Origin of the sequence: Kordia periserrulae, assembly GCF_003054265.1 — a bacterium.
Lineage (GTDB): Bacteria > Bacteroidota > Bacteroidia > Flavobacteriales > Flavobacteriaceae > Kordia > Kordia periserrulae.
The window spans coordinates 543,592-567,501 of the sequence record NZ_QBKT01000001.1; the positions used below are offsets into that span (position 1 = coordinate 543,592).

The following is a 23,910-nucleotide window of genomic DNA, read 5'->3' on the forward strand; positions in this document are numbered from 1 at the left end:
GAATGGCACGTAAAAAATTTTTAAGAAAAGTAACCTATTACGGTTTGTTCACCATCATCATTTTGGTGATTGCGGAAATTGTATTGTCGTTGTTGAATGTTGTGCCGAGCGATTATTATGTAAATACGCCAAATTCAGGTTTTACGTGGGAAATCAATCATGATGAAATCATTGGGATTCATCAAGATTCGGAAGTTTCTTTTGATGCATTGGGCGCGCGTTCTATTTCAAATTATGAAGAAGCAAATCACAAAATGTTTGTTTTGGGCGGAAGTACCGCAGCATGTTTCGCGCTAACCCAAGAAAAAACGTGGGCAGCATTGATTGAAAAAAAGTTGGGCGATACATTTTGGATTGGAAATTTTGGACGACCAGGAAATAATAGCAATCACCACGTATTGCAACTGGAGCAATTGTTGAAAAAGCCAGCATTACAAGACACCAAAACCGTACTTGTGATGCAAGGTGTGAACGATTTAGTTGCCTATTTAATTTCGGAAGAACGCTATCTAAACTTGCCAGAAGCGAAAGTAAAAAGCTTTGCCTTTCAGCATATTCCAGACGATCATTTACCTTGGTACAAACGCTTCACCTTGTACAAACTCGCTTCGAGAGCGAAGAAAAATATTTCGTTCTATTTCAATCACAAAGACCATTTGACAAAGACCGTTTTAGACATCAGAGCGTTGAAAAAGCAATCTAAAATCATTCCCGAATTGCCTGATTTGACCAAAGGTTTGACGCGATATGAAGAAAATATCAAACGAATGATTCAAATAGCAAAAGAGAAAAACATTCAACTCGTTTTTATCACACAAGCCACGATGTGGAAACCGAATTTGGAACCGCAATACGAAGAATTGATGATTACCAGCGGTTTTCAAAATAACGAAGCTTTTTACAGTACCACAGCGTTGTATGGCGGTATGGAAGCATTTAATCAAAAGTTAAAAACAGTTTGCGCGCAAGAAAATATTCCGTGTATTGACTTACAACTACCAAAAACCACCGAATCGTTTTACGACGATTTTCACTTTAACGAATCGGGTGCGGAATTGACTGCGCAGCAGATTTCAGAGAAGCTCTTGGAGTTTCTTTAATTTGAAAATTTGATGATTTGTAAATGTGTAAATGGACTTTCAAAGTACATTCTTCCTAAAAAAAGCATGAAAACTTTCATACTAAAAGTAGATTCCTGCCTTATTTCGGCAAGCTCAGTACAAGTCACAAGAATGACAATTCAAGGAACAAACCAAAAGCAAAGCACTACCAACATATGAACATACCAAAATACCAACAAGCGAAGCGTTCAAAAAAAGTCTGAAAATCCAACAGCGAAGCAATCTAAAGCGAAGCGTTTCTAAAAATTTACGCTGAGCTGAGCGAAGTGAAGCAAATCAAAAATCGTCAATCGTAAATCGTAAATCCAAAATCCCTAGGCTAATTGCTGTTTTTTAAAGAAGGTATCAACAATCTTCTTCTCCACTGGCATGTTGAAATACTTGTGTTTCAAACGCCATCTCGCGACTAATTGTAGCGGTTTGTAAATCCATTTTTGGTTGGAATAGGCAAATTTTAAGTAGAACTTGAATTTCTCAAAGAATGCATATTTTTCCTCGCTCACCCAAGGTCCAGACGAACCTACAAAGTCAAAATCTGACCATTCGTGAACAGTTTCTGGAAGTTTGTAGCCTTGTTTTACAACATTGTCGGTAATCGTTGTTCCTGGATACGGTTTAAAGTAAAAAATAGGCGTATGAAAGTTGGGATGCATGCTATTCAAATCGAGTGCAACTTTAACCGTTTCTCGAATACTTTCGTCTGTTTCTTCTGGGAAACCTACGATAAACGGGAATTGTACGGCAATGCCTAAATCTTTGCAACGCTCGGCACACATATATACTTGCTCAATTTTGATATCTTTTTTCAACCAATTCATCATTTCTTGCGAACCAGATTCGACACCTATCAACAAACGACGCAAACCAGATTTCGCACAGATTTTAAAATCTTCCACCGACATTCGCGAACCTTGATCGGCGCGCATAGTAGCTGCCCATGTAAAGTTTAAACCTTTCTCAATCATACGTTCGGAAATTTCAATCACACGATCGCGATACGTGAAATAGGTTTCATCTTGCAGATTCAAATCGGTAAACTGATATTTTTCGTGTAAAGCGGCTAATTTATTCACCATGATTTCAGGTGAAATTGCCGTCCATTTTCTGTTGTACACAAACGGATCCGCACAAAATGTACATCTAAAATAACATCCTGTCGAAGAAATATAATCGAGTTGACGTCTGCCTTTCTTTTCAAAGTATTTTTCAACGTCAATCAGTTCGTAATTGATATCCGCAAAAGTGTCCATCGCCACAATAGTTCGCGGCGGATTTTTGATAATTTCGCCTTCGTCATTACGATAGCAAATTCCTTTTACTTGTGATAAATCGCCGTTGGTTGCATACACTTCTACCAATTCACGAAACGTATCTTCACCTTGTCCTTGCGCGGTAACATCAATACAAATTTCGTCTTTTAAGGTCTGTTTTGGAAACAGCGATGTATGCCAGCCGCCCCAAATAACAGGAATGTCTTGGCGCATTTTTTTTACCGCTTGCGTTACTTTTAGCGCATCTTTTATCGGTCTTCCCGTTAATACGGTCGTTCCAAAACACAAAGCGTCGTCAATATGTGATTGAATTGTTTCGAGCGGATTTTCATCAATACGCCCGTCCACAATAATAACTTCATATTTCTCTGGGTCAAGCACAGAACCTATCGCCAACAAGGCAAGTGGCATGTCAAAAAAGACAGCTATTGGATTGTACAGTAAGATTTTTTGCTTTTTCAAAACGGGCAATTATTTTTATAAAGATAATGACTATTTGAATATTTGAAATGACTTTAGTTTGTTTTTATGTAGAAAATATTGAATTGACACTTTCAACACGCCCAAACCATAAGTAACACTGCGTTGAAAATTGATGGACGAGCTTTCGCTAGAATAGGTTGTCGGACAGGTAATTTCAGCAATTTCATAGCCTTTGTTAAAAATTTGACACAACATTTGATTGTCAAAAATAAAATCGTCCGAATTATACTCTAATGCGAGTGAATTCAGCACTTCCTTAGAAAACGCACGAAATCCTGTATGGTATTCCGACAATTTCTGATTGATGACAATATTTTGAAATAAGGTTAAAAAACGATTGGCTACATATTTGTACATCGGCATGCCGCCGCGCAACGCACCTTTTCCTAAAATTCGCGAACCCATCACTACAGGATACACATCATTTGCAATCAAATACGCCATAGAATGTATCAACTTTGGTGTGTATTGATAATCGGGATGCAGCATTACAACAATATCGGCTCCTAGCGATAATGCTTTTTTATAACAACTCTTCTGATTGGCTCCATAGCCTTTATTTTGATCGTGTTTTACTACATGTTCAATACCCAACTCGTTGGCTACACGCAACGTTTTATCGGTACTACAATCGTCTACCAACACCACGTCATCTACAATATCGAATGGAATTTCGTTGTAGGTTTTTTGCAAGGTTTCCGAAGCGTTGTATGCAGGAAGAACAACAATAAGTTTTTTGGAGTTAATCATGGTTTTGGCGTAATTGCACAAAAAATAATGCTAATTTTTTACGTTCGCCAATTTAACAACTATATTTAGATACACAAAACAAAACTACTATTGAAACCTTCTAAATTAACGACTTTTTTTTACCAGAAAGCAACGCTTTTTTGCATTCCGTTGCTCATCATGATAACATTTCAAATAGTAGGTTTTGATGGTTTGTACGGTCAAGACGCGTATGAATATTTGCGCTACAGCAATGCCATTCAAGAGTATATGACGGACGGCGTGCATCCAGGAACGTATTATTGGCCTGTTTTATATCCGACACTGGGAAGCTTGCTTGGTTTTTCGTTTGGAAGCACCGCATTTGCCTTGCAACTGATAAGTTGTTTAAGTTTTTCAATTGCGAGCGTATATATTTTAAAAACCATTCGAATTGTATATCCAAAAGCAGCACTCCGTTTTTTGTATGTGTTACTTTTTGTGGTATTTTGTCCGTTTTTATTAAAAATGGGACTCATCGTAATGTCTGATGCTTTAGCGTTGGTTTTTGTTGTATTGAGTGTTTATTTTTTCTTTAAATCCTATTACAAAAACACCAACCTTGCTCCTATTTTTATATTTGCTACGTGTGCATTGATGACGCGTTATGCTTCGTTGTTTATTACCTTTCCAATTGTTGTTTACAGTTTGATGCTGGTATGGAAACGAAAGCAGTTTTTGCAATTAATAACAGCTGTATTTTTGAGCGCGATTGTAAGCATTCCATTTATTATTTTTCAATGGGGCGCATTGTTTGAAGCGACTGCAAATCCGTTTTTACAAACCTGGTCGGTTGGAAATTATTTCAAAACAAGTTTTACCACACAAGATGGTTCTGCAAATTATACACTTCCAAATTTAATACATGCGCTTTCGGTATTTTTTCATCCTGGTTTTCTCTTTTTAGGAAGTATTTTAAGTGTGATTTCACTTAGAAATTATAGATTGCTTTTTACATTTCCACAAAAACTATTGTTCGTTTGTATAGGATTGTATTTGTTGTTTTTGGCAGGAATTCCGTTTCAAAATCCGCGCATTACGGGATTGGTTTTTCCACTGGTATTACTACTTTTATTTCCTGCGTTTGTACGATTGATGAAGTTCGATTTTTTAAAACGATTCCGCACTCCGTTTGTAATTTCAGCCATCGTTTTACAATTGGTGTTTTTTGTAATGACATTTCAACTGATTTTTACACGCGCCATTACAGAAAAAGAATTGGCAGCGATGATACAACCGTATGAAGGCACTACGTTGTACAGTTTTGATGTAGATTTGGCGATGAAAGGTCGCGGATTGGACTTTGAGTATAAAAACATGTACTTAGAACGCTACGAGAACTTTCAAGCAAACGATTTGGTTTTGTTTGATGCGGCACGTTATCAAACACAATGGAAGGACAAAAATCCTATGCTAAACTGGAATTTCATCGTTCAAAATTATCAACTAAAAACCCTAGAAAATCATCCAAAAGGCTGGAAATTGTATCAGATTCAAGCTAAAAAATGATTTTTTACTAGTTCTAGCAAAGAAATCTTTCCAATTTAATTATCAGGCATATCTTTTGGCGATTTCGGAATATTCGATTGTGTATGCTCGTTTTTATTTCCGCCCAAAAATAGTACAACGCCTTTCGCAAAATCAAAATTATAGTTGAATGGCGTAACTAAGGCACCATTATTCTCTGTGCCGTTCTCACAAATATTCCCCGAAGCTTTGGTACTTCCTTTATATGTCGAATAGCCACTATACACTCCTTTTCCTTGATAATTCACCGCAGGCGGCGTAAAACCGACAACCGATAATGGCACTTGATCACACGGACTAATGGTCCTTCCGTAAAACTCCACAAAATTAGTAATCGAATGTATGTCAATTTTTTTATAGCCTAACGGAACTTTTATTTTCCCGATAAAGTGTTCTTTTAAATTGCCTTGCGCATCAGCTTCAATCAACCATCCGCCCCACCATTGACCATCTTCAACAGTTTCCAATCGCCAAACTCTATATCTGTAAAACTTTGTAGCATCTATTTTAATGGCTAACTCGCAGGTTTCACCAACACCTTCGCCACCAAATTTGCGACATTTAGTGCCTTTCGATGCTGTCGCATTCCATAGCGAAAATCGCACATTGGTTGCGCCGTTATTTTGTTCTTGTAGTCCTAAATAACCACCAACACCTGGGTTGTCTACCCAATCCCATTGCACTGGCCAAAAAGAACTCGCATTTGATTTGGAAATCCATACTTGCTGGTCAATATTCCAAACGTCTGTTGGACTTTCTTCAAAGCTCCAACGGACATATTGAGATGCCCATAATTGCTGTTGCGCCATGGCTTGATTGACGCTAAAACAAAGTAGTACTACACAGCATATACGTTGTAGTATTGACATAGTTACTGATGAATTTATTGTGTTTTGAAGCTTCATATTGAAATATTTTATGATGAAAGATACGTATATATAATAGAATTCTTAGTGTCGTTTGACATTTTCAAACAATCTACTTAGAAAATTTCACGATGAGATAAACAGCGTGCATTCTTAAATGTATTTCAAAAGGAAACTTTATATTGCAACTTTATACTCTATTTTTGAAAATGTATGCTTTGGATGCGCATCAAATATCGGCTCGGATTACTGTACAAAACCATCTTGTTCAAACTTGGTTTTGGAAAGTTTTTGTTGCGAAATCGCTATGGCGAACGTATTTTGGTGTATCACGGAATTGATGAAGTTGGCGAAACCAAGTACAATAGCCGATTCATCTCGAGAGCATTTTTTGAAGAATTCATCAAATATATTACCACGCATTACAACGTAATTTCACTAGACGATTTTTATCAGAAGAAATTCAAAAAAGATACACTGAACATTGCGTTGACTTTTGACGATGGATATTTGAACAATTACAAATATGCCGTTCCAATTTTAGAAAAATATAAGGTTCCTGCCAGTTTTTATATTACTACGATTCACGACAAAGCACCGTATTTATGGGCGGATTTTCTGGATATTGTTTCGTATCACACCAACAAAAAAGAAGTCATTTTAGAGCGAAATCTCTATCAAAAAAACGATAAACACGAATTTATTTGGAACGGCATCTCTATGAAAAATGTCGCAAAAGCATTGCCGTATGACGTTTTGAAAATGATTTATGAAGTTTTTAAAGACGATTGGGAAGCCTTGCCACCAAAAAAATACGAGGATTATTGGATGCTGATGAACGCACAACAAATTAAAGAAATTGCTGAAAATCCGTTGTTTACCATTGGCGCGCATGGCGAAACACACGCGAGTTTGGTAGATATTCCACTCGAAGAAGCAAAAAAAGAAATTTTACACAGCAAAACACAACTCGAAAACATCTGTAAACAACCCATTACTGAATTTGCATTTCCGTTTGGGTATTACAATCAGGAATTAGCTGATTATTGTACAGACATAGGATTTGAGCGACTATTATTGGTAGATTACAATACTAAAGAAGATGCTGAAAATGACGCGTGGAAAAACCGTTTTGTGATGAATCCGTACATTTCCATGGAACAACAATTGGCGTGTTTATTAAAAGGTTCTTACTTTTAAAAAATGAAGGTGTACAAAGACATATATCAACTGAAACGCGTAGATAATAACGATTTTCCAGCCATCAAAGAACTCTTTTGGAAAGTCTTTAAAAAGAAAGTCACGCTCAAGTATTTGCAAAACAAATACAACACGTCGCACGTAGGTGTAAAGTATATTTGTAGCATTGCCTATTGTGACGAAATTCCTGTAGCGTTTTACGGAGCGATTCCACAAAAATTTAAAAATAACAACGAAGAAATCTATGTCGCACACGCCTGCGATTCGTACACACTTCCCAATCATCAGCGAAAAGGTTTGCATTATGAATTGGCGAAATTGGCATACGAAATCATGAAAGAGCACGACATGAAATATGTGTATGCATTTCATAGCGAAAACACCTATTTCAGCACCAAAAAGCTGGGTTGGAAAGAGCACGAACGCTTGCAACGATTTCATGTAAAAGTCAACACTTTGCCTATTGGAAAAGGGTTGAATAAACTGCGTTGGACGAAATTGTACGATGTGTTTTTTAGTCAAAAAGTTCCCGCGAAAGCATTAGAAAAACTAAATTCAGAACACAAAGAAAAATTCCGATTGAAGTTTGATAACGACTTCATTCAGTATAAAAACAGTTTCAAAAGTCATTACTGTGTACAAATTGGCGAGTGTGTGTTTTGGTTAAAAATTCAGGCAATTATGCATGTGGGCATGTTCTACGCGCCTTCTGCGGAAGCGTTGCAAAAAGCTCTCAAAAAACTAAAACGAAAAGCATTTTTCTTAGGCATTACGGAACTTTTATTTCAAGTGGATCAGCATTCTGTCATGGCAACACAATTACAAACCATTACGCAACCAAAAGAATCGTGGTTGGTGGGTTATTTAGATTTTGATCCGCAAATTGACCTAAAAGATTTTATATTTACCTACTCAGATTTAGACACTTTTTAAATGCAAATTCAGCTAAAAAATCACACTTTTCAGATTGATCCTGGACAAAATAAACACTATTGGACGTATATCAATTCCATCGATTGGGAACCGCATACCTTTGCTATTTTTGACTATTTTGTAACGGAAGATTCTGTGGTATTGGACATTGGTTCGTGGAGTGGCGTGTTGACGTTGTATGCGGCAAAGACTGCTAAAGAAGTACATGCGCTTGATCCAGATCCGGTGTGTTTTCGGGAGTTGAATGTGAATGTAGATTTAAATCCCGCTGTGGCGGAAAAAATACAAACCTATCAAACGGCGATTTCAAATACGAAAGAAAGCGTTCGTTTGTCTGCACGCGCGCAATACGGAGCTTCGTCGAGTAGCATTTTAGAACGCAAACGCGATACTGAAAACTCTTTGGAAATCAACACGCTTTCGTTGGAAGATTTTTTGGATTCGGAAAACATTCAAACCGTAGATTTTATTAAAATGGACGTGGAAGGTGCCGAATTTAAAATTTTACCAACAATTGGAAAGGCGTTGCAAAAAGTCAACTATCCAACATTGTATGTGTCCTTTCATTATCATTTTTTGAATGAAAACATGTACCACAAATACATTCCGTCTACATTTTTAAACAAATTACTCATGCGATTGGAACACACGTTCGGGTTTTCCCTTTTCAAAAAACGAATTCGAAAAGAAATCGAGCATTTATTCCAAGATGTAAAAGCATATCGCTACATTTATAAAACCGACGGAACGCCGATAACTTATGAAACATTACAACAAAACCCACAATTGATTAAAACAACCGATTTGGTGTTTACGAATTTGGAGTGGGATGTGTCAAACTTGTAATATATTTTGTCATTCCTGCGTAGGCAGGAATCCATACTGAACTATGCAATTTTGTAGTTCATCAAAAAAATTAACAAAAATGTAAAAAATAGATTCCGCAACAAGTGCGGAATGACAAAATGAAACAAATTGTCATTCCTCTCAAGCAGAACAAAAAAAGAATCCAAATAGTCATTCCTGCGACTTGTACTGAGCTTGTCGAAGTAAGGCAGGAATCCACAAGAAACAATATGTACAAAACAATTCATCAATATTATGTCTATATTCTTTCTAACAAAAAGAATGGAACGTTATACATTGGTATCACAAATAATCTTGAAAGAAGAGTTTTTGAGCATAAAAACAAATTGGTTGATGGTTTTACTAAAAAATATAATCTTACCAAACTCATGTATTATGAAATATTTCAACATGTTGACGAAGCCATAAAAAGAGAGAAAAGGCTAAAAAAATGGAAAAGACAATGGAAAATTAATTTAATTGAAGAGAAGAACCCTAATTGGAAAGATATAGCTTCTGATTGGGCAACAAACATGGATTCCGCAACAAGTGCGGAATGACAAAATGAAAACAGCTTGTCATTCCTCTAAAGGAGAACAAAAAAGAACCCAAATGTCATTCCTGCGTAGGCAGGAATCCATACTGAACTATGCAATTTTGTAGTTCATCAAAAAAATTAACAAAAAATGTAAAAAATAGATTCCGCAACAAGTGCGGAATGACAAAACGAAAACAACTTGTCATTCCGCTCAAGCAGAACAAAAAAAGAACCCAAATGTCATTCCTGCGTAGGCAGGAATCCATACTGAACTATGCAATTTTGTAGTTCATCAAAAAAATTAACAAAAATGTAAAAAATAGATTCCGCAACAGGTGCGGAATGACAAAATGAAAACAACTTGTCATTCCTCTCAAGCAGAACAAAAAAACCAAGATTCCCGCCTACGCGGGAATAGATAATGAACAAACCAACCCAACATATCGTATTTTTAACACCAGGTTTTGCGGAATCCGAAGCGGATTCTACTACAATTCCTGTGCTGCAAGTATTTTTAAAAAGTATCCGAAAAGCATTGCCAGAAGCAAAATTAACCTTACTTGCTTTTCAGTTTCCATTCACAAAAAAAAGATACCATTGGCACGGTATTGAAGTGATTCCGCTAAACGGAAAAAATAAACGCCTCCGAAAACTACAAACGTGGCGAAAAGCAGCAAAAACACTTAAAAAACTACACAAAATCCAAAAAATAGATACGATTCATAGCTTTTGGATTGGTGAATGTGCACGTATCGGACAAAAGTTTGTGGATAAGTATAAAGTGAATCATGTTGTGACGGTGATGGGGCAAGATGCTTCGATTAAAAATTCGTACGGCGTGTATTTGGAAAATTCGAATGCCAGATTGGTCACGCTTTGCGAAAACCATCAGAAGACATTGCTTAAAAATTACGGTTTTATTTCCACAATCATTCCTTGGCATTTAGACGTTTCTGATGTTCCTCCATTGCAGCAAAACACGATTGATATTTTGGGTGTTGGCGCTTTAAATTCGGTTAAAAATTACAGCGATTTTGTAGATATCATCGCAGTATTAGCGAAAACGCACCCGAACCTCAACGTTACAATTATAGGCGATGGCGACCAACGAAATGCTATTGAAACAAAAATCAAAAGTCTAGGCTTGGAAGACACCATTACACTATTGGGAACGCTTCCTCGAAACGACGTTTTTCAAAAAATGGTGCAATCGAACATCTTGTTGCACACAAGTCATTATGAATCCTTTGGTTTTGTATTTTTAGAAGCCTTGTATTCGGGAATGCACATTGTTTCAACAAACGTTGGACTTGCCAAAGCATCTGACAAATGGAAGGTTTGCCATGAAAAAATGGAACTCATTGAAGCTTGCGAATCGCTACTTTCGCAAAAGAACGTATCCAAAGAGCGCGTACTTTTGAGTTCAGAAACCGAAACTATCAACGCTTATCTATCTTTGTATCATGCGTAGATTGCTCACCATCGGAATCAACACCATTCAAGGATACGCCAATCCTGCATTCAATTTTTTGATTGTGGTTTTTGGGGTGAAAATCTTTGGAAAAGACGATTGGGCAAGCTTAATCAACGTGATGATTTGGGTATTTTTTCTCTCGTTTATTTTTGGTTGGGGAAATCGCGATTATTTGTTACGCACCTACAGTAAAAACCCAGGCAACATGTACCGCGCATTTTTTAGCAATCTCTTTTCAAGAAGTTTGTTGTTGCCCTTTTCGGGAATTTTCTTTTTGTTCTTTCCAGTAGAAATCGCAATATGGTCTGTCATTTTAATTTGCTTGCTGTTTTTGTATAATTCGTTGAACACGTTGGTCATTTATCATCAAAAATTTGGCGCGCAGTTAGTGGCAGAAATTCTTGGTTTTGGTATCATTTTCGGAAGTATTTTTTATCTGGAAACATTTGAGCTTGAAACTTTTTTGCAAGTATATTGTATTGCCACATTGCTTAAATTTATAGTGTTAAGCGCACAATTGCAATATTGGAAAGAACCTATTAGCGCGACAATTTCCTTGCAAGAATTCAAACTAGGATTGCCTTTTTTTATTTTGGGATTAAGCGGCTGGCTGATTTCCAAAACAGACATTTACATGGTCGATTTGTACCTAAAACCTTCACAATTGGCAGAGTATCAATTGCTGATTACCGCATTTTTAATGTTGCAAGCGTTGGCAGCGTACATCACCATTCCGTTTACCAAACATGTGTATCGCGTGTCGGATGAAGTTGTGCAAAAAATAAAATACAAACTCTATTTAGTATCACTTCCATTAACGATTCTCGGCGGATTTACAATCTGGTTAATCATGGAATATTTTGTGAAATTGGGCTTTAGTTACGAATATTATATTGTAGGTTCATCCATCGCATTGCCCTGTTATTTTTACACGTTGAACGTGATGGAACTCATGAAAAATCACCAAGAACGCATCATTATTTACATTAGTTTTTTTGCTTTTTTTATCAGCGTCAGCATGATAGTATTGTTGATAGAAATCTATGAAATTTTTGGCGTGTTGCTAAGTGTTTCCATCACGCAATGGTTGGTATTGTTGGTGTATAAATTGCAACGAAAGTTTGGATGATTTCCAGTCGTCACTTCGAGTAAAATCTTAAAAAGATTTTGTGTCGAGAAGTACTCTGAAACTACAAGTTTTGACTTCACAGTGATTTCGACTGCGCTCAATCTGACAATTGAAACTAATGTCTAAAAACTGAAGAACGAGATTGCTTCGTCATGCTTCCTCGCAAAGACGTTTCAAAATAAAATACTAAAAGTGTTTACACTGAGCCTGTCGAAGTGAAAACCAATCTATTTCTTCTTTCTACGGAATAAATTCAACACTTTACTCACAAAATCATCATTGATTCCCAACGTACCTTTTACCCACGTATATGCTGCAATGAGTTTTTTATCGAGCCAAATAAAAACGGCTTTAAAACCATCACCAGGACGTGCTCGGTAATTGGTAGAACGCCGTTTGAACGAACCCGATTTTTCTTCGGTAAAGTAATACAAGGCAATCGATTTACGCGTAACGTCTTCTGGACAGGTGATTGGGTCAGGGAAACCATGATACGAATCTTCATCCGTGTTAAAAATGACAATCCGATTGAAAATGGGTTGTACTTTTACCGCGCATTTCGACATGTCTTTTTCCCAAAGTTCCAACGCGCCGCCGTACGATTCGTCCCAATCTTTGTTTAAATACACCAACACATTTACACGACGTCGCCAGTTTTTTTTGTGCGGATGCACGGTAAAATCTGCATGAATATTTAAAAAACCGCCTTTTTCACTTTGGTGAATACCGCCGCCTTCAATGGTTTTATCGGGCAAGAGATTGGAAATTCCTGTGAGTTGTTCCAGATATGTGATGAATTCTGGAGAATTCAATTCGTGGATGATTTCGTCGCGAATAAATGCTGGAATCAGCTCTAACTTGTTGAGTCCGTGTTTCTTTTCGTTGACATGAATGTAATGAATCCAGCCATCATCTTTGATTTTCGGAAATACTTCCAAGGCTTTTTCCGCCGCAGCGACTTCCAAAAAATCATCTACCACGATATGCGGATACGGTGACGCTTTTTGGTATTGTTCTATGGCTGATGGAAGTTGCGCATTCCATTTGGAATAGTCAAAAATCATGAGTTGGTTTCAAATTTTCGTGCTAAAAGTACTAAAAATAGTCAGTCGCGAATAGCAATTTTCCGTGCTTTTTTAATTTTTTATTTGTTCCTTTGTTTGAAACCATTTCCATGAAATACAAACGACTTGTTGGAATAAATTTACTTGTTTTAAGTGGATTGTTACTGCTGTTGACAATGATTTTGTATTTCGTGGAAGTCCATCGCATCAACAGTTTTTTTTCATTTACGAGTGAGAAACAAGCGGAATATTTCATTCCCGATGCTACCGCGATGTTCGTCCACAAACCGAATATTCATTTGTATGACAATTGGGGAACGCCGCAACAAAAAATGTCTACCGAACGCAGAACTAATAATGTAGGATTTCGCGAAGATGATGACATTACCACCAAACAAAAAAACGAATTTCGAGTTTTAGTTACGGGCGATTCGCATACGGATGGTGTGCTGCGCTACAACACGCAATCGTTTGTGAATATTTGGGAAGAAAAACTAAATGCTGCAGATAGCACCATGTTTTTCAATTGTATGAATGGTGGTGTTGGGTATTACACATTTCGCAACTATGATGGTTTTTTAAAAAAATACACTTATTTACAACCAGATGTGTTTTTAATCAATGTGTTTGCAGGAAATGATTTTCGAGAAGCAGCCATGTTTGAGGACAATCGTACAGGTTTTTCCAACGTTTATAAAAGTTTGCGAATGCGCTTCCGCAGAAAGTTTCAATCAAATGCACAAAAGCAAATTCCCTACACGCAAGGATTGGAGCAATTACTCTATTTTGAGTCGTTTCCAGATGAAAAAGAACGCACTATGGAAATTGCACAAGGTTATCTATTGCAAATTAAAGAATGGTGCAAACAGCATCATATTCGACTCATTGTTACGGTATTGCCTTCAAAATTGGACACCAATGCAGACTTTCGTCAAGAAATACAACACTTATTCAAACTTGATGAAAAAACTATGCAAAGCACGCAAGAATTAACCCAAACATTTATCAAATTCCTTCAAACAGAACAGATAGAACATTACGATTTGCAACCTTTATTACAAAACGCTACTGAAAAAGTATATTGGGATGCAGACTTACACATCAATCCAAAAGCGCATGAAATGATTGCGGAGTTTCTCAATACACATATTGCATTTCCGTCAAAATAACTATATTTCTTACAGTATTTGCATCACAAATTGCATATTTATACAGTTTATAGTACATTTACTTTCAACAGTCCCGAATTTAAGAACAACAACTCTTTATGCACTTTTACGACTACCTTATTGCTGCACTTATTTTGTTGGGTGCGTTTATCATGTTGTTAAGTGCGCGATATACCAAAAAGATTTTCAACACACTTCCCGATAGTCAACTACAAGGAAATTGGAAAAAACTCCGCATTTTAATGCTGATTTTTTTAGTGGGATATTTGGCAGTAGCAACCGTAGTGATTTTGGGACAAACGGACTTGTTAGCGGTGCTTTCGGGTGTTATCTTTTTTATGGGATCGCTCTTTGTGTTTATTGTAGTTCGCACTGGATTGGATAGTTTTAAACGTTTAAAAGAACTCAATCAAAATTTAGACGACACCGAGCTCAAAAACAAGGAATTAGAGCAATTTGCTTATATCACATCGCACGACTTAAAAACACCGATTCGCGGTATTTCGAGTTTGGCGTCTTTTATTAAGGAAGATTTGGAAGCTGGTGAAACAGATGACGTGTATGACCATCTAGAAACCATGCAAGGACGCGTGAAACGACTAGAAAATTTGATTGATGGTATTCTGCATTATTCCAAAATTGGAAAAATCAATCCTGAGTCGGTTGATTTGAACAAAATGCTACGCGGAGAAACTAAAAGTTATCCAAATCCCGACAAGGTAAAAATTGTCAAAAAAAGCACACTTCCTACGGTATATGGTGATAAAATTCAGTTGTCGCAAGTCCTATCAAATTTAGTCGGAAATGCTGTAAAATATAACGATAAAGACGTTTGTAAAATCACGATTTCCAGCACAGAAACCTCCGATTTTTACGAAATTACCTTTGCTGACAACGGACCAGGAATTGCTCCGAAATACCATCAAAAAATCTTTGAAGTTTTTCAAACGTTGGACGATAAAAACAAAAACGAAAGCACGGGATTGGGCTTGTCTATCGTCAAAAAAATTCTAGAAAAACATCAAGGCAGCATTCGCGTGGAATCGGATGGAAAATTAGGAACAGCATTTGTGATTTTATATCCGAAGCGTTTAGTGAAATAAATTGATTAAAATCACCAATTCATCACATGAAAAAAAGACTTCAAAAATTTTTTAAGAAGCAATATAAAACTATTGAAAATGACACTTTTAAAATCGTAGACCACAATCCTAATTATTTGATTCAGAAGGTGAATTGAAACTATAATTAGATTTGAGATATGAGTAGTGAGATAAGTCCAGAGTTCAGAGTTCAGCTAGAAATACAAAAGGTTCTCGACTGCGCTCCTGAACTGACATTTTGAAGTCTCTCAATTCTCAATACTAACATCTAAATACTAAAAAACATCTAGATTCCAGACTCTAAAAATCCTGACTCCTGAATCTAAAAAAAATCACTTCACCAAATAAAAAACGCCTTCTCCAAACAACCAACGCGAATATTTGTACTTTTTTACTATTTTTTGATGCTTTGCTGGTTTGAAAACTAGCGTGTATGTTGGCGTGACTTGCTCCCACCATTTTTCTTGTGTTTCGGAGAAAAAATTCCACGTAACATATTCTACGCCGCCTTGCAGTTGATTTTTAGGAACGGTTTCTGTGAGTTCGTGTATCACTTCCCAACGTGCGCGATTCCATGATAAATAATCATGCACGGCGCATACAGAAAACCACGTCAAAATTCCCAAGAAACCATACGTGGCATATTGATAGCTTTTTTTGAAAACTTTTGTTGAATTCGCACCCAAAAAGACAATCGCGATAGGAAATAAGGGCAGCAAATATCTATCGTACACGCCAACCATTAAAAACGGCGTCAAATACACAACAAAAAATACAAACGATAAAATGACAAGCGAATTGACCTGCCTTTTACGAAACACACCAAGAACCATATTTCGAATATGAAAAACCAATGTTACACTTGAAAATACGCCGATTGTGGTAATAATTTGCCAAAACCATTTCGGCATTGTCGGTTCAGGGCTTTTGGTAAAACTTCCGCCGTCGTCTGCTAAGGTTGTTGGACCGACTCCAAAATCAATCCAAATGTTGTCTAAACTTGGAATTTCTTTTCCTGACCAAATTAAAAAAGCAGTTATCAAAATTGTCCATACAATTGCTGAAATTACAGAACCTTTAAAAGTGTATCTCTTAAAATATAATAGGTGAATTGGCACTAAAAAGATTCCCAAATACGCCATGGTACGACAGAAATACGAAAACGCATTGATGATGATAACTTTATTTACATTCAAAATACTATCTATGAGCAAATTGAACTTTGAATTGTATCGTTCTTGCAACAAATTGTTCGTTTCCATGATATAATTAAACACCAACGAAAAAAGCATCAACGCTAATAATGGCATGAAAGCTTTGAGTAAATTTTTTCGATTTCGTGGTTTTACAATCACAAATGTTACCAAAAATACGAGTGGAAAAACCCATGCCAATTGGCGAATTAAAAATGCCCAATAACAAAAGAATATTGCCAAAAAAATGGGTTGCCATGTGTCTGTTTGTAACGCTTTCGCGAAGAAGAAAAAAGCCCAAATCGTTACGCACATAAACGGCACATCGGTCATGAATGAAAACGACAGCGATAAAAAAATCGGATTCATCACACACAATACAATTCCCACAAAAATTGCCCAACGCGACAAGTTTGCCAATTTGAAAAGTTCATACATTCCAATGATAGTCGCAAATCCCATGAGTAGTGTTGACCAACGCAATACGGTAAACGAAAAGCCAAAAACTTCGGTAAAAAAGTAACCCCAATATACATGTGCAATTAAGGTCATTTCGCCCCAATTGTAGAGTTTTAAATACCCTTCTTCGTATAAGGTTTTCACCGATTTCCCATAACACCAATCATCATTCAGTGGAAAATCGCCTACTGGATTGATGAGTAAAATGAGCAACAACCACAACAGCAGCAATCCGAAATACTCTTGATATTTTTTGAAAAATTTCATCATTGATAGTACCTAAAAAACGATTCAATTTCTTTTTTGGCAAAAGCGTTTCCAGCTTCGCTCCAATGTCCGTCACACGATAAAAACAGCGCTTTATATTCGTCTTCTGAAAATTGATTGGTTTTGGGTAATAAGTCCAAATATTCTATTTGAAGCGAATCGCACACCGCTTTCAATTGTGTTCCGAGCGGATTTTGTCCGTGTTCGCGATAGGCTTTGATTTCTTTTTCAATCGGAATGCTATACACCATTACAGGACGATTTCCTGCCAAGGATTTTATGGCTTCCAACGTAAATCGCAAACGGTCAAATTGTGCTTGCGAATAGTTAAAATAACTTGGCACTTTTTCCGCTACTAGCAATTGTTCTTTTGGAATCGTACTGACTCTTTTCATCACGCGCAAATACCGATACATATTGTACGAATACGTAAAATTCTTTAAAATTTTATGTTTCCATCCTTGCTTTTTTGGGCGTGCTTTGGAATCGTTGATATTTTGGGTGTGATAGACAATTTCATAGTTCGGATAGTTTCCTTTGAGAAACGGACGATACCGATCGCCACCCACTTTTAAGGCAATTTCATAATCATCGTCAATAAAATCGTTGGACGGTAAAATACCAACCAAAACAGCGTCGTGACTGTACCTTTGCGCATGCGTTTTGTACAACATCCAATATTGTGTTGGTCCAAAATTTCCTGCCAAGCCAAAGTTTAAATGTGGAATATGTGTGTCGCTTTCCAGCAGATTTGTCAAGCGATTCTCTGAATCTACGCCAATACCTTCTGTAAACGAATCGCCCAAAGCAACGACACGTTTTCCTGTGCTTTCAACGGCTCGTTCTACATCACGAAAGCCTTTGGAATTGGTTTCATAGACGACATCAAAACAATATTTTTTTTGACGATAGCTATCGTTCGGCAAATGCAAGGTGCCAAAATTTACATCCAAATCGAACCAAAAACTGTGTGTGTTTTGAAAGGTGTAGGTTGGCAATTCAATCTTAATTTCTGCTACACGAATATAGATGGCTAACACAATTTCGAGCAACACAAACGTAATTCCGAAAATAAGAATGAAGTTTTTAATGAATTTGAAAACACGTTTTTTCAACGAATGCTATTTTTTGGTTGGTGTGATAGAAACAAATATACAGTCTCTCAGAAAAGATTGTACATGAAATTGAAAAAAATACAGTTGACGAATCTCGTTTTGCGATTGCCCAAGATTATTGTAGTTTTATAAAACACCTAAAATTCACAAAGATGAAAGTCACCGACGCACACAATGAGCGCATTGCCAACATGAAATTTAGTTCCGTTTATCCACATTATGTCACCAAAGTTGAGAAAAAAGGCAGAACCAAAGAAGAATTGCATCAAGTGATTACATGGCTTACAGGTTTTGACGAAGCGAAATTGCAAGAATTCATCGGAAATGAAGCTACTTTCAAAGAATTCTTCGCAAAAGCCAACCTCAACCCAAACGCACATTTGATTAAAGGTGTGATTTGCGGCTATCGCATTGAAGAAATCGACAACGAACTCACGCGTAAAACAAGGTATTTAGACAAACTCGTGGACGAATTGGCAAAAGGTCGTACAATGGAGAAGATTTTGCGTTCGGCAATTTAGATACGCTTCGCTTTGGATCGCTTTGCTGTTAGATTGTAGATATTAGACTTTTATGTCATTCCTGCGACTTGTACTGAGCTTGCCAAAGTAAGGCAGGAATCTATTTTGATTTTTCCGCACTCTTATGAGAAGTTAAAACCTATGCTGAATTTATTTCAGTATCAAGTTCAACTTGACGTTTGAATTCTTTATGTCATTCCTGCGACTTGTACTGAGCTTGCCGAAGTAAGGCAGGAATCCATTTAGTTTCTGAGTAGATTCCGCAATGAATGCGGAATGACAAAACTACTCAAGCTGCAACTCCGATGGTAAAAAATCGCTCAACACCTATTTCCTTGATTGTTGATTAAGGACTTTTCCTTATTCTTATGGAAAATTGAATCAAACTCAACTTGACAAAAGTTTTGATTTAAAACATCCTCAATTCTAAAAAAACAATTCAAAATTCAACATCCAACATTCAAAATTTCAAAACAGACATCTCATTATTTAAACCCAATCGAAATAGTTGTCGTAATTTTTCTACTGAAAACCCGAATTTCATCATGCTTTTTGCGTTTAGATTTGTAGTTTTACGGCATTACAATAAAATTGCACATGAGCATCGCTACGTTAAAGAAAGTCAACCAAAAATTCTTGCCAAACAAATACATGTTTGCGCCAGAGTGGATTATTTTGGGTGTGAATAATGTGTGTAATTTGCATTGTAAAATGTGCGATGTTGGCACGAAAAATCTAGATTCTAACTTTGCGCAAAATCTGGTGGGAACACATCCTATCAACATGCCGTTGGAATTGATTCAGCAAATTATTGACCAAATGGCGGAATTTTATCCTTCCTCAAAATTAGGCTACGCGTTTACGGAGCCCTTGGTATATCCGCATTTGGAAGCTTCGTTGCTCTATGCCAAACAAAAAGGAATCGAATCTGCTATTACGACTAATGCGTTGACATTAAAACACAAAGCAAAAATCGTAGCCGATAGCAATGTATACATTTCACTAGACGGTCCGCAAGACATTCACAATGAAATTCGCGGGCATAAAAAATCGTTTCAAAAAGCTGTTGAAGGTATTGAAGAAGTACTGCGCATCAATCCGAACGCGACTATTGGTGTTTTTTGCGTGATTACGGAATGGAATATTGGTTATTTAACGGAGTTTTTAGACTTTTTTAAAGACTATCCGCTGCAACAAATCGGGTTTATGCATTCTAATTTTGTGGAACAAAAAGTTGCCGATTCGCACAATCAAATTTGGGCACACTCCTATCCAGCAACAGCTTCTAACGTTGACGAAGTGAATATTGATAATTTTGATTTGGACGTACTTTGGGAAGAAATTGCCGAAATAAAATCGAGAAATTATAAGTTTCCTGTGGGTTTTTCACCAGAAATTGCTTCCAAAGAAAAATTACACGAATATTATCACCAACCTGAAAAGCAGATTGGAAAAATGTGCAACGATGTGTTTACCAATGTCATGATAAAATCTGACGGAAGCGTCATTCCCGCACACGGACGCTGTTATAATTTGGAATTGGGAAATATTTACCAAGAAAATTTAAAGCACATCTGGAACGGTCGCGTATTGTCAAAATTCCGAAGCGATTTATCAAAAAACGGCGGCTTGTTACCTGCGTGCAGTCGTTGTTGTAGTGCGTTTTAAATCTCAAAAAATATAATAAGAACTATATTCATGTCAAACAAAATCATCATATTCAATCCGCGAAGTGCCAATGCAAAGCATCGCTTACCAAATACTATCATTCAGGTAGGCGCGTCCATTCATGGAAAATATGACTATGTGTTTGTGGATGGAAATATGGAGAAAGACCCTTGGGTAAAAATCAATGATTATTTTGCTACGGGCGAGTTCAAGTATTTCTGTTTGACTGTGATGCCTGGACCGCAATTGAAACAAGCCATTCCGTACGCAAAAAAGATTAAGGAATTGTATCCAGATGCGGTAAATATTTGGGGTGGCTATTTTGCTTCGAATCAATTTAAGGCGTGTATGAATTCTGGCTATGTAGATTATATTGTGAATGGTCCTGGAGACAATACTTTTCCAAAATTATTAGATGTTTTAGAAGGAAAAAGTGATGAAAAATTATCTCTGATTCGCAATTTAATTTACATAGATGAAAACGGAGAGATAAGGCAAACCGTTAAAGAAGCCTTGCTCGATCAAGATACATTGCCACCATATCCGTATGAATATTTTAACGAGTTTTATCCGCTTGAGCGCTATTTGGCAAAAACCTTTATGGGCGAACGAACGTTTGCCTATCATTCGAGTATGGGCTGTCCATTTACGTGTTCGTTTTGTGCCGTGGTGCCAATTTACAATGCAAAATGGAAAGCAAAATCTGCGGAAAACGTGTATAAAGACGTGAAATATTTTAAAGAAAAATACAATATTCACGCGGTAGAGTTTCACGACAACAACTTTTTTACGTCCAAAAAACGTGTGTTAGAATTCTCCAAATTGGTCATAGACGATAATATTCAATGGTGGGGCGAAGGTCGTATTGATACGATTAATAAATATTCGGATGAAGATTTGCATTATATGCGAAAAGCAGGTTGTCGCATGATTTTTTTAGGTGCCGAAACAGGCAACGATGAAGTGCTAAAGCAGATGAACAAAGGCGGCACGCAAACTGGACAAATGATTAAGGATTTTGTAAAGCGCATGAAAGCGGTAGACATTATTCCTGAATTGTCGTTTGTGCTCGGTTTGCCAGGCGAAAACGAGCAGAAAGTCTACGAGCAAATTTTGTGGGACATCAATTTTATTCGTGAGATTAAAGGTATCAATCCGGATGCGGAAATTATCATTTACTTGTACAGTCCGGTTCCGACAGAAGGTTCGGAATTGTATGAGCAAATTACAAAAGCAGGGTTTGCATTTCCAACCAAATTGGAAGAATGGATTGAACCAAGTTGGGAAAAATTCGATTTGCGAAGAAATCCCCTCACACCTTGGCTAAAACCGTATATGATTGATAAAATTCAAAATTTTGAAACGGTGTTGAACGGCTATTATCCAACAGCTTCTGATTTTCGAATTAAAGGCTACAAAAAATGGTTGCTAAAAATGGCATCGGGCTATCGTTTTAAATATGGTTGGTATAAGTTTCCGTATGAAATCAAAGTTATGCACAAAATTTGGAAATACCGTCAGCCAGAAATTGAAGGCTTCTACTCAGAATAAGTTGGAAATATGGTTAAAAAACTAAAAAAACGCTTGTTTCCTGTTGCGAAATTTTTCTTTGATAAATATACTTCCAAACAGCGAAAATTTACGTTTGAAGGCATTACTATTCAAATGCATTCAGCCGTGTTTCCACCTAAGTTTACGCTTAGTACCAAAATTTTATTGGAGTATTTAAAATCATTAGATCTAACGGATACAACCTTTTTAGAATTGGGTTGCGGTTCGGGAATCATCTCGTTGTTTGCCGCTTCTAAAGGTGCAAATGTGACAGCTTCTGATATCAACCAAACTGCATTGGATTTACTGAAAGAAGCTTCTCGAGAAAACGAAATTCCGTTGCAAATTGTGTATTCTGATTTGTTTGAAAACTTGTCCAATCAACAGTTTGAGTATATCATTATCAATCCGCCCTATTATCCAAAAACACCGCAAAATGTAAAAGAGCGTGCGTGGTTTTGTGGCGAACATTTTGAGTATTTTGAGAACTTATTTCAGCAATTACCTAACAATTTAGCTGAACATACATGGATGATTCTTTCGGAAGATTGTGATATTGAAACAATTAAAAACATCGCTCAAAAAAACCAACTTTCGTTCGAATTGATTTTAGAAAAAACCGTAGTCAAAGAGAAAAACTATATATTTAGTCTTCAAAAATCGTCTTAAACTTGCAAACAACGTCGCGAAACATATTGCTCGATATTTTTAAAGTTATTGCTGCATTATTTGTGATTGGTGCGCATTGTCACTTTTTGTATGAGTATAGTGAAGTAAGCTTTCGAATTATTACCAACGGAATTTTCCGAATTGCCGTTCCCTTTTTTTTCTGTGTGAATGGTTTCTTTTTATATGCTGTTTTTAAAAATAATCGCATGCAAACGTGGTTGAAACGCGTGGGTATTTTATATGCAATTTGGATGTTGATATATTTCTATTTTTGGACGTATTTACAAGATTTTAATGTTTTAAAAATGATGTTAACATTGGTGTTTGGCTTTAATCATTTATGGTATTTGGCGGCATTGCTCGTTGGCGGATTGGTTTTGTATCAACTTCGAAAGATGTCAAATAAAGTATTAATTGCAGCTGCGTTTTTGTTCCTTTTGCTTGGAATTGCGATTCAATATGTGGGACAGCTTCATGTGTTTTCGCAACAACCTACGCTGGACAAATTGCTTAACTATCCGCCGTTACACCGAAATTTTTTACTATTTGCATTTCCTTTACTAAGTATGGGTTATGTGATAAGACGCACCAACGTTCACACAAAACTTAGCAAAAAATTAGTTGCGATTTTACTGATAACAAGCTTCACACTTTTCATTGCAGAAAATTTGATTGCGTATTATTTTATAACGGGAAAAGTAATTCTCAACACGTATCTTTCTTACCTATTCTTAGCTCCGATGTTGTTAATTGCTGCTTTTGTGTTTAAAAAGAACGCTAATCTCAATAGTAAATTATTAGCGTCGTATTCAATTGCGCTCTATTTAATACATCCGTTCATTATCTTTCTAATTTATCGTTTTTTCACGTTAGATTCACCAACATTGCTATTTGTGACTATTTTAGTAGCTGGAATTGCTAGTTATCTATTAATTTTACTCAATAAAAAATTGAAATACATTTTATAAACCATCC

At 36.6% G+C, this 23,910-nt stretch carries 21 protein-coding genes; 15 read left to right on the plus strand and 6 right to left on the minus strand.

What is annotated here, in order from left to right; all coding sequences use genetic code 11:
• Window positions 1-2: 2 nt before the first annotated feature.
• On the plus strand, window positions 3-1,100 hold the full coding sequence (locus C8N46_RS02415) for an SGNH/GDSL hydrolase family protein (protein ID WP_108113250.1): 1,098 nt from the start codon (window positions 3-5) through the stop codon (window positions 1,098-1,100).
• Window positions 1,101-1,435: 335 nt separating this feature from the next.
• On the opposite strand, the gene C8N46_RS02420 is transcribed toward C8N46_RS02415, so the two are convergent.
• The gene (locus C8N46_RS02420; protein ID WP_245896698.1) at window positions 1,436-2,854 is read right to left on the minus strand and encodes a B12-binding domain-containing radical SAM protein; all 1,419 of its coding nucleotides are present in this window, start codon (window positions 2,852-2,854) and stop codon (window positions 1,436-1,438) included.
• A 30-nt stretch (window positions 2,855-2,884) separates the two neighbouring features.
• Entirely contained in the window at window positions 2,885-3,625 is a 741-nt protein-coding gene (locus C8N46_RS02425) for a glycosyltransferase family 2 protein (protein WP_108113252.1), read from the minus strand.
• Window positions 3,626-3,715: 90 nt separating this feature from the next.
• Here C8N46_RS02425 and C8N46_RS02430 point away from each other — a divergent pair, with 90 nt between their 5' ends.
• On the plus strand, window positions 3,716-5,152 hold the full coding sequence (locus C8N46_RS02430) for an ArnT family glycosyltransferase (RefSeq protein ID WP_146169701.1): 1,437 nt from the start codon (window positions 3,716-3,718) through the stop codon (window positions 5,150-5,152).
• A gap of 35 nt (window positions 5,153-5,187) precedes the next feature.
• Here the strand turns inward: C8N46_RS02430 and C8N46_RS02435 are convergent, their stop codons facing one another.
• On the minus strand, window positions 5,188-6,039 hold the full coding sequence (locus C8N46_RS02435) for a DUF3472 domain-containing protein (protein ID WP_146169702.1): 852 nt from the start codon (window positions 6,037-6,039) through the stop codon (window positions 5,188-5,190).
• A 219-nt stretch (window positions 6,040-6,258) separates the two neighbouring features.
• Between C8N46_RS02435 and C8N46_RS02440 the strand changes: the two genes are divergently transcribed.
• The 6 genes from C8N46_RS02440 to C8N46_RS02465 all read left to right on the plus strand — a co-directional run bounded on the left by C8N46_RS02440 (window position 6,259) and on the right by C8N46_RS02465 (window position 12,156).
• Entirely contained in the window at window positions 6,259-7,236 is a 978-nt protein-coding gene (locus tag C8N46_RS02440; RefSeq protein ID WP_158269059.1) for a polysaccharide deacetylase family protein, read from the plus strand.
• Window positions 7,237-7,245: 9 nt separating this feature from the next.
• Complete coding sequence (locus C8N46_RS02445) at window positions 7,246-8,169, plus strand: GNAT family N-acetyltransferase (protein WP_158269060.1); 924 nt, start codon at window positions 7,246-7,248, stop codon at window positions 8,167-8,169.
• On the plus strand, window positions 8,170-9,015 hold the full coding sequence (locus C8N46_RS02450) for an FkbM family methyltransferase (protein WP_108113257.1): 846 nt from the start codon (window positions 8,170-8,172) through the stop codon (window positions 9,013-9,015).
• A gap of 119 nt (window positions 9,016-9,134) precedes the next feature.
• Window positions 9,135-9,575: a GIY-YIG nuclease family protein gene (locus C8N46_RS02455; protein ID WP_317046659.1), complete on the plus strand. Its 441-nt coding sequence runs from the start codon at window positions 9,135-9,137 to the stop codon at window positions 9,573-9,575.
• A gap of 399 nt (window positions 9,576-9,974) precedes the next feature.
• Entirely contained in the window at window positions 9,975-11,024 is a 1,050-nt protein-coding gene (locus C8N46_RS02460; protein ID WP_108113258.1) for a glycosyltransferase, read from the plus strand.
• Complete coding sequence (locus tag C8N46_RS02465) at window positions 11,017-12,156, plus strand: lipopolysaccharide biosynthesis protein (protein ID WP_108113259.1); 1,140 nt, start codon at window positions 11,017-11,019, stop codon at window positions 12,154-12,156. The genes C8N46_RS02460 and C8N46_RS02465 overlap by 8 nt, the downstream gene beginning before the upstream one ends.
• Window positions 12,157-12,383: 227 nt before the next feature.
• Here C8N46_RS02465 and C8N46_RS02470 read toward each other — a convergent pair whose 3' ends face one another.
• Window positions 12,384-13,220, minus strand: coding sequence for a 2OG-Fe(II) oxygenase (locus C8N46_RS02470; RefSeq protein WP_108113260.1), 837 nt, complete (start codon window positions 13,218-13,220; stop codon window positions 12,384-12,386).
• Between the two features lie 110 nt (window positions 13,221-13,330).
• Here C8N46_RS02470 and C8N46_RS02475 point away from each other — a divergent pair, with 110 nt between their 5' ends.
• On the plus strand, window positions 13,331-14,389 hold the full coding sequence (locus C8N46_RS02475) for an SGNH/GDSL hydrolase family protein (protein ID WP_108113261.1): 1,059 nt from the start codon (window positions 13,331-13,333) through the stop codon (window positions 14,387-14,389).
• Window positions 14,390-14,487: 98 nt separating this feature from the next.
• A complete protein-coding gene (locus C8N46_RS02480) occupies window positions 14,488-15,492 on the plus strand; it encodes a sensor histidine kinase (RefSeq protein ID WP_108113262.1) in 1,005 nt (334 codons plus the stop codon).
• A 332-nt stretch (window positions 15,493-15,824) separates the two neighbouring features.
• On the opposite strand, the gene C8N46_RS02485 is transcribed toward C8N46_RS02480, so the two are convergent.
• Both C8N46_RS02485 and C8N46_RS02490 read right to left on the minus strand, forming a co-directional pair.
• The gene (locus C8N46_RS02485) at window positions 15,825-17,414 is read right to left on the minus strand and encodes an ArnT family glycosyltransferase (RefSeq protein ID WP_108113263.1); all 1,590 of its coding nucleotides are present in this window, start codon (window positions 17,412-17,414) and stop codon (window positions 15,825-15,827) included.
• Window positions 17,411-18,526, minus strand: coding sequence for an SGNH/GDSL hydrolase family protein (locus C8N46_RS02490; RefSeq protein WP_108113264.1), 1,116 nt, complete (start codon window positions 18,524-18,526; stop codon window positions 17,411-17,413). The genes C8N46_RS02485 and C8N46_RS02490 overlap by 4 nt, the downstream gene beginning before the upstream one ends.
• A gap of 152 nt (window positions 18,527-18,678) precedes the next feature.
• On the opposite strand from C8N46_RS02490, the gene C8N46_RS02495 reads away from it, so the two are divergent.
• From C8N46_RS02495 to C8N46_RS02515, 5 genes are all read left to right on the plus strand, one after another.
• Window positions 18,679-19,047: a DUF2200 domain-containing protein gene (locus C8N46_RS02495; protein ID WP_108113265.1), complete on the plus strand. Its 369-nt coding sequence runs from the start codon at window positions 18,679-18,681 to the stop codon at window positions 19,045-19,047.
• 597 nt (window positions 19,048-19,644) lie between these two features.
• Window positions 19,645-20,715: a radical SAM protein gene (locus C8N46_RS02500; RefSeq protein ID WP_108113266.1), complete on the plus strand. Its 1,071-nt coding sequence runs from the start codon at window positions 19,645-19,647 to the stop codon at window positions 20,713-20,715.
• Window positions 20,716-20,745: 30 nt separating this feature from the next.
• Window positions 20,746-22,266, plus strand: coding sequence for a B12-binding domain-containing radical SAM protein (locus C8N46_RS02505; RefSeq protein ID WP_108113267.1), 1,521 nt, complete (start codon window positions 20,746-20,748; stop codon window positions 22,264-22,266).
• 9 nt (window positions 22,267-22,275) lie between these two features.
• Window positions 22,276-22,935 (plus strand): methyltransferase, encoded by a 660-nt coding sequence (locus tag C8N46_RS02510; RefSeq protein ID WP_108113268.1) that lies wholly within the window; start codon window positions 22,276-22,278, stop codon window positions 22,933-22,935.
• A gap of 2 nt (window positions 22,936-22,937) precedes the next feature.
• Complete coding sequence (locus tag C8N46_RS02515) at window positions 22,938-23,903, plus strand: acyltransferase family protein (RefSeq protein ID WP_158269061.1); 966 nt, start codon at window positions 22,938-22,940, stop codon at window positions 23,901-23,903.
• Window positions 23,904-23,910: the final 7 nt, after the last annotated feature.

Excerpts from the sequence above, each read along its gene's own strand:
- C8N46_RS02450 (WP_108113257.1), top strand. The coding sequence starts at position 8,170 with ATGCAAATTCAGCTAAAAAATCACACTTTTCAGATTGATCCTGGACAA.
- C8N46_RS02415 (WP_108113250.1), top strand. The coding sequence starts at position 3 with ATGGCACGTAAAAAATTTTTAAGAAAAGTAACCTATTACGGTTTGTTC.
- C8N46_RS02495 (WP_108113265.1), top strand. The coding sequence starts at position 18,679 with ATGAAAGTCACCGACGCACACAATGAGCGCATTGCCAACATGAAATTT.
- C8N46_RS02500 (WP_108113266.1), top strand. The coding sequence starts at position 19,645 with ATGAGCATCGCTACGTTAAAGAAAGTCAACCAAAAATTCTTGCCAAAC.
- C8N46_RS02460 (WP_108113258.1), top strand. The coding sequence starts at position 9,975 with ATGAACAAACCAACCCAACATATCGTATTTTTAACACCAGGTTTTGCG.
- C8N46_RS02480 (WP_108113262.1), top strand. The coding sequence starts at position 14,488 with ATGCACTTTTACGACTACCTTATTGCTGCACTTATTTTGTTGGGTGCG.
- C8N46_RS02465 (WP_108113259.1), top strand. The coding sequence starts at position 11,017 with ATGCGTAGATTGCTCACCATCGGAATCAACACCATTCAAGGATACGCC.
- C8N46_RS02440 (WP_158269059.1), top strand. The coding sequence starts at position 6,259 with ATGCGCATCAAATATCGGCTCGGATTACTGTACAAAACCATCTTGTTC.
- C8N46_RS02435 (WP_146169702.1), bottom strand. The coding sequence starts at position 6,039 with ATGTCAATACTACAACGTATATGCTGTGTAGTACTACTTTGTTTTAGC.
- C8N46_RS02475 (WP_108113261.1), top strand. The coding sequence starts at position 13,331 with ATGAAATACAAACGACTTGTTGGAATAAATTTACTTGTTTTAAGTGGA.
- C8N46_RS02470 (WP_108113260.1), bottom strand. The coding sequence starts at position 13,220 with ATGATTTTTGACTATTCCAAATGGAATGCGCAACTTCCATCAGCCATA.
- C8N46_RS02485 (WP_108113263.1), bottom strand. The coding sequence starts at position 17,414 with ATGATGAAATTTTTCAAAAAATATCAAGAGTATTTCGGATTGCTGCTG.
- C8N46_RS02425 (WP_108113252.1), bottom strand. The coding sequence starts at position 3,625 with ATGATTAACTCCAAAAAACTTATTGTTGTTCTTCCTGCATACAACGCT.
- C8N46_RS02510 (WP_108113268.1), top strand. The coding sequence starts at position 22,276 with ATGGTTAAAAAACTAAAAAAACGCTTGTTTCCTGTTGCGAAATTTTTC.
- C8N46_RS02505 (WP_108113267.1), top strand. The coding sequence starts at position 20,746 with ATGTCAAACAAAATCATCATATTCAATCCGCGAAGTGCCAATGCAAAG.
- C8N46_RS02455 (WP_317046659.1), top strand. The coding sequence starts at position 9,135 with ATGAAACAAATTGTCATTCCTCTCAAGCAGAACAAAAAAAGAATCCAA.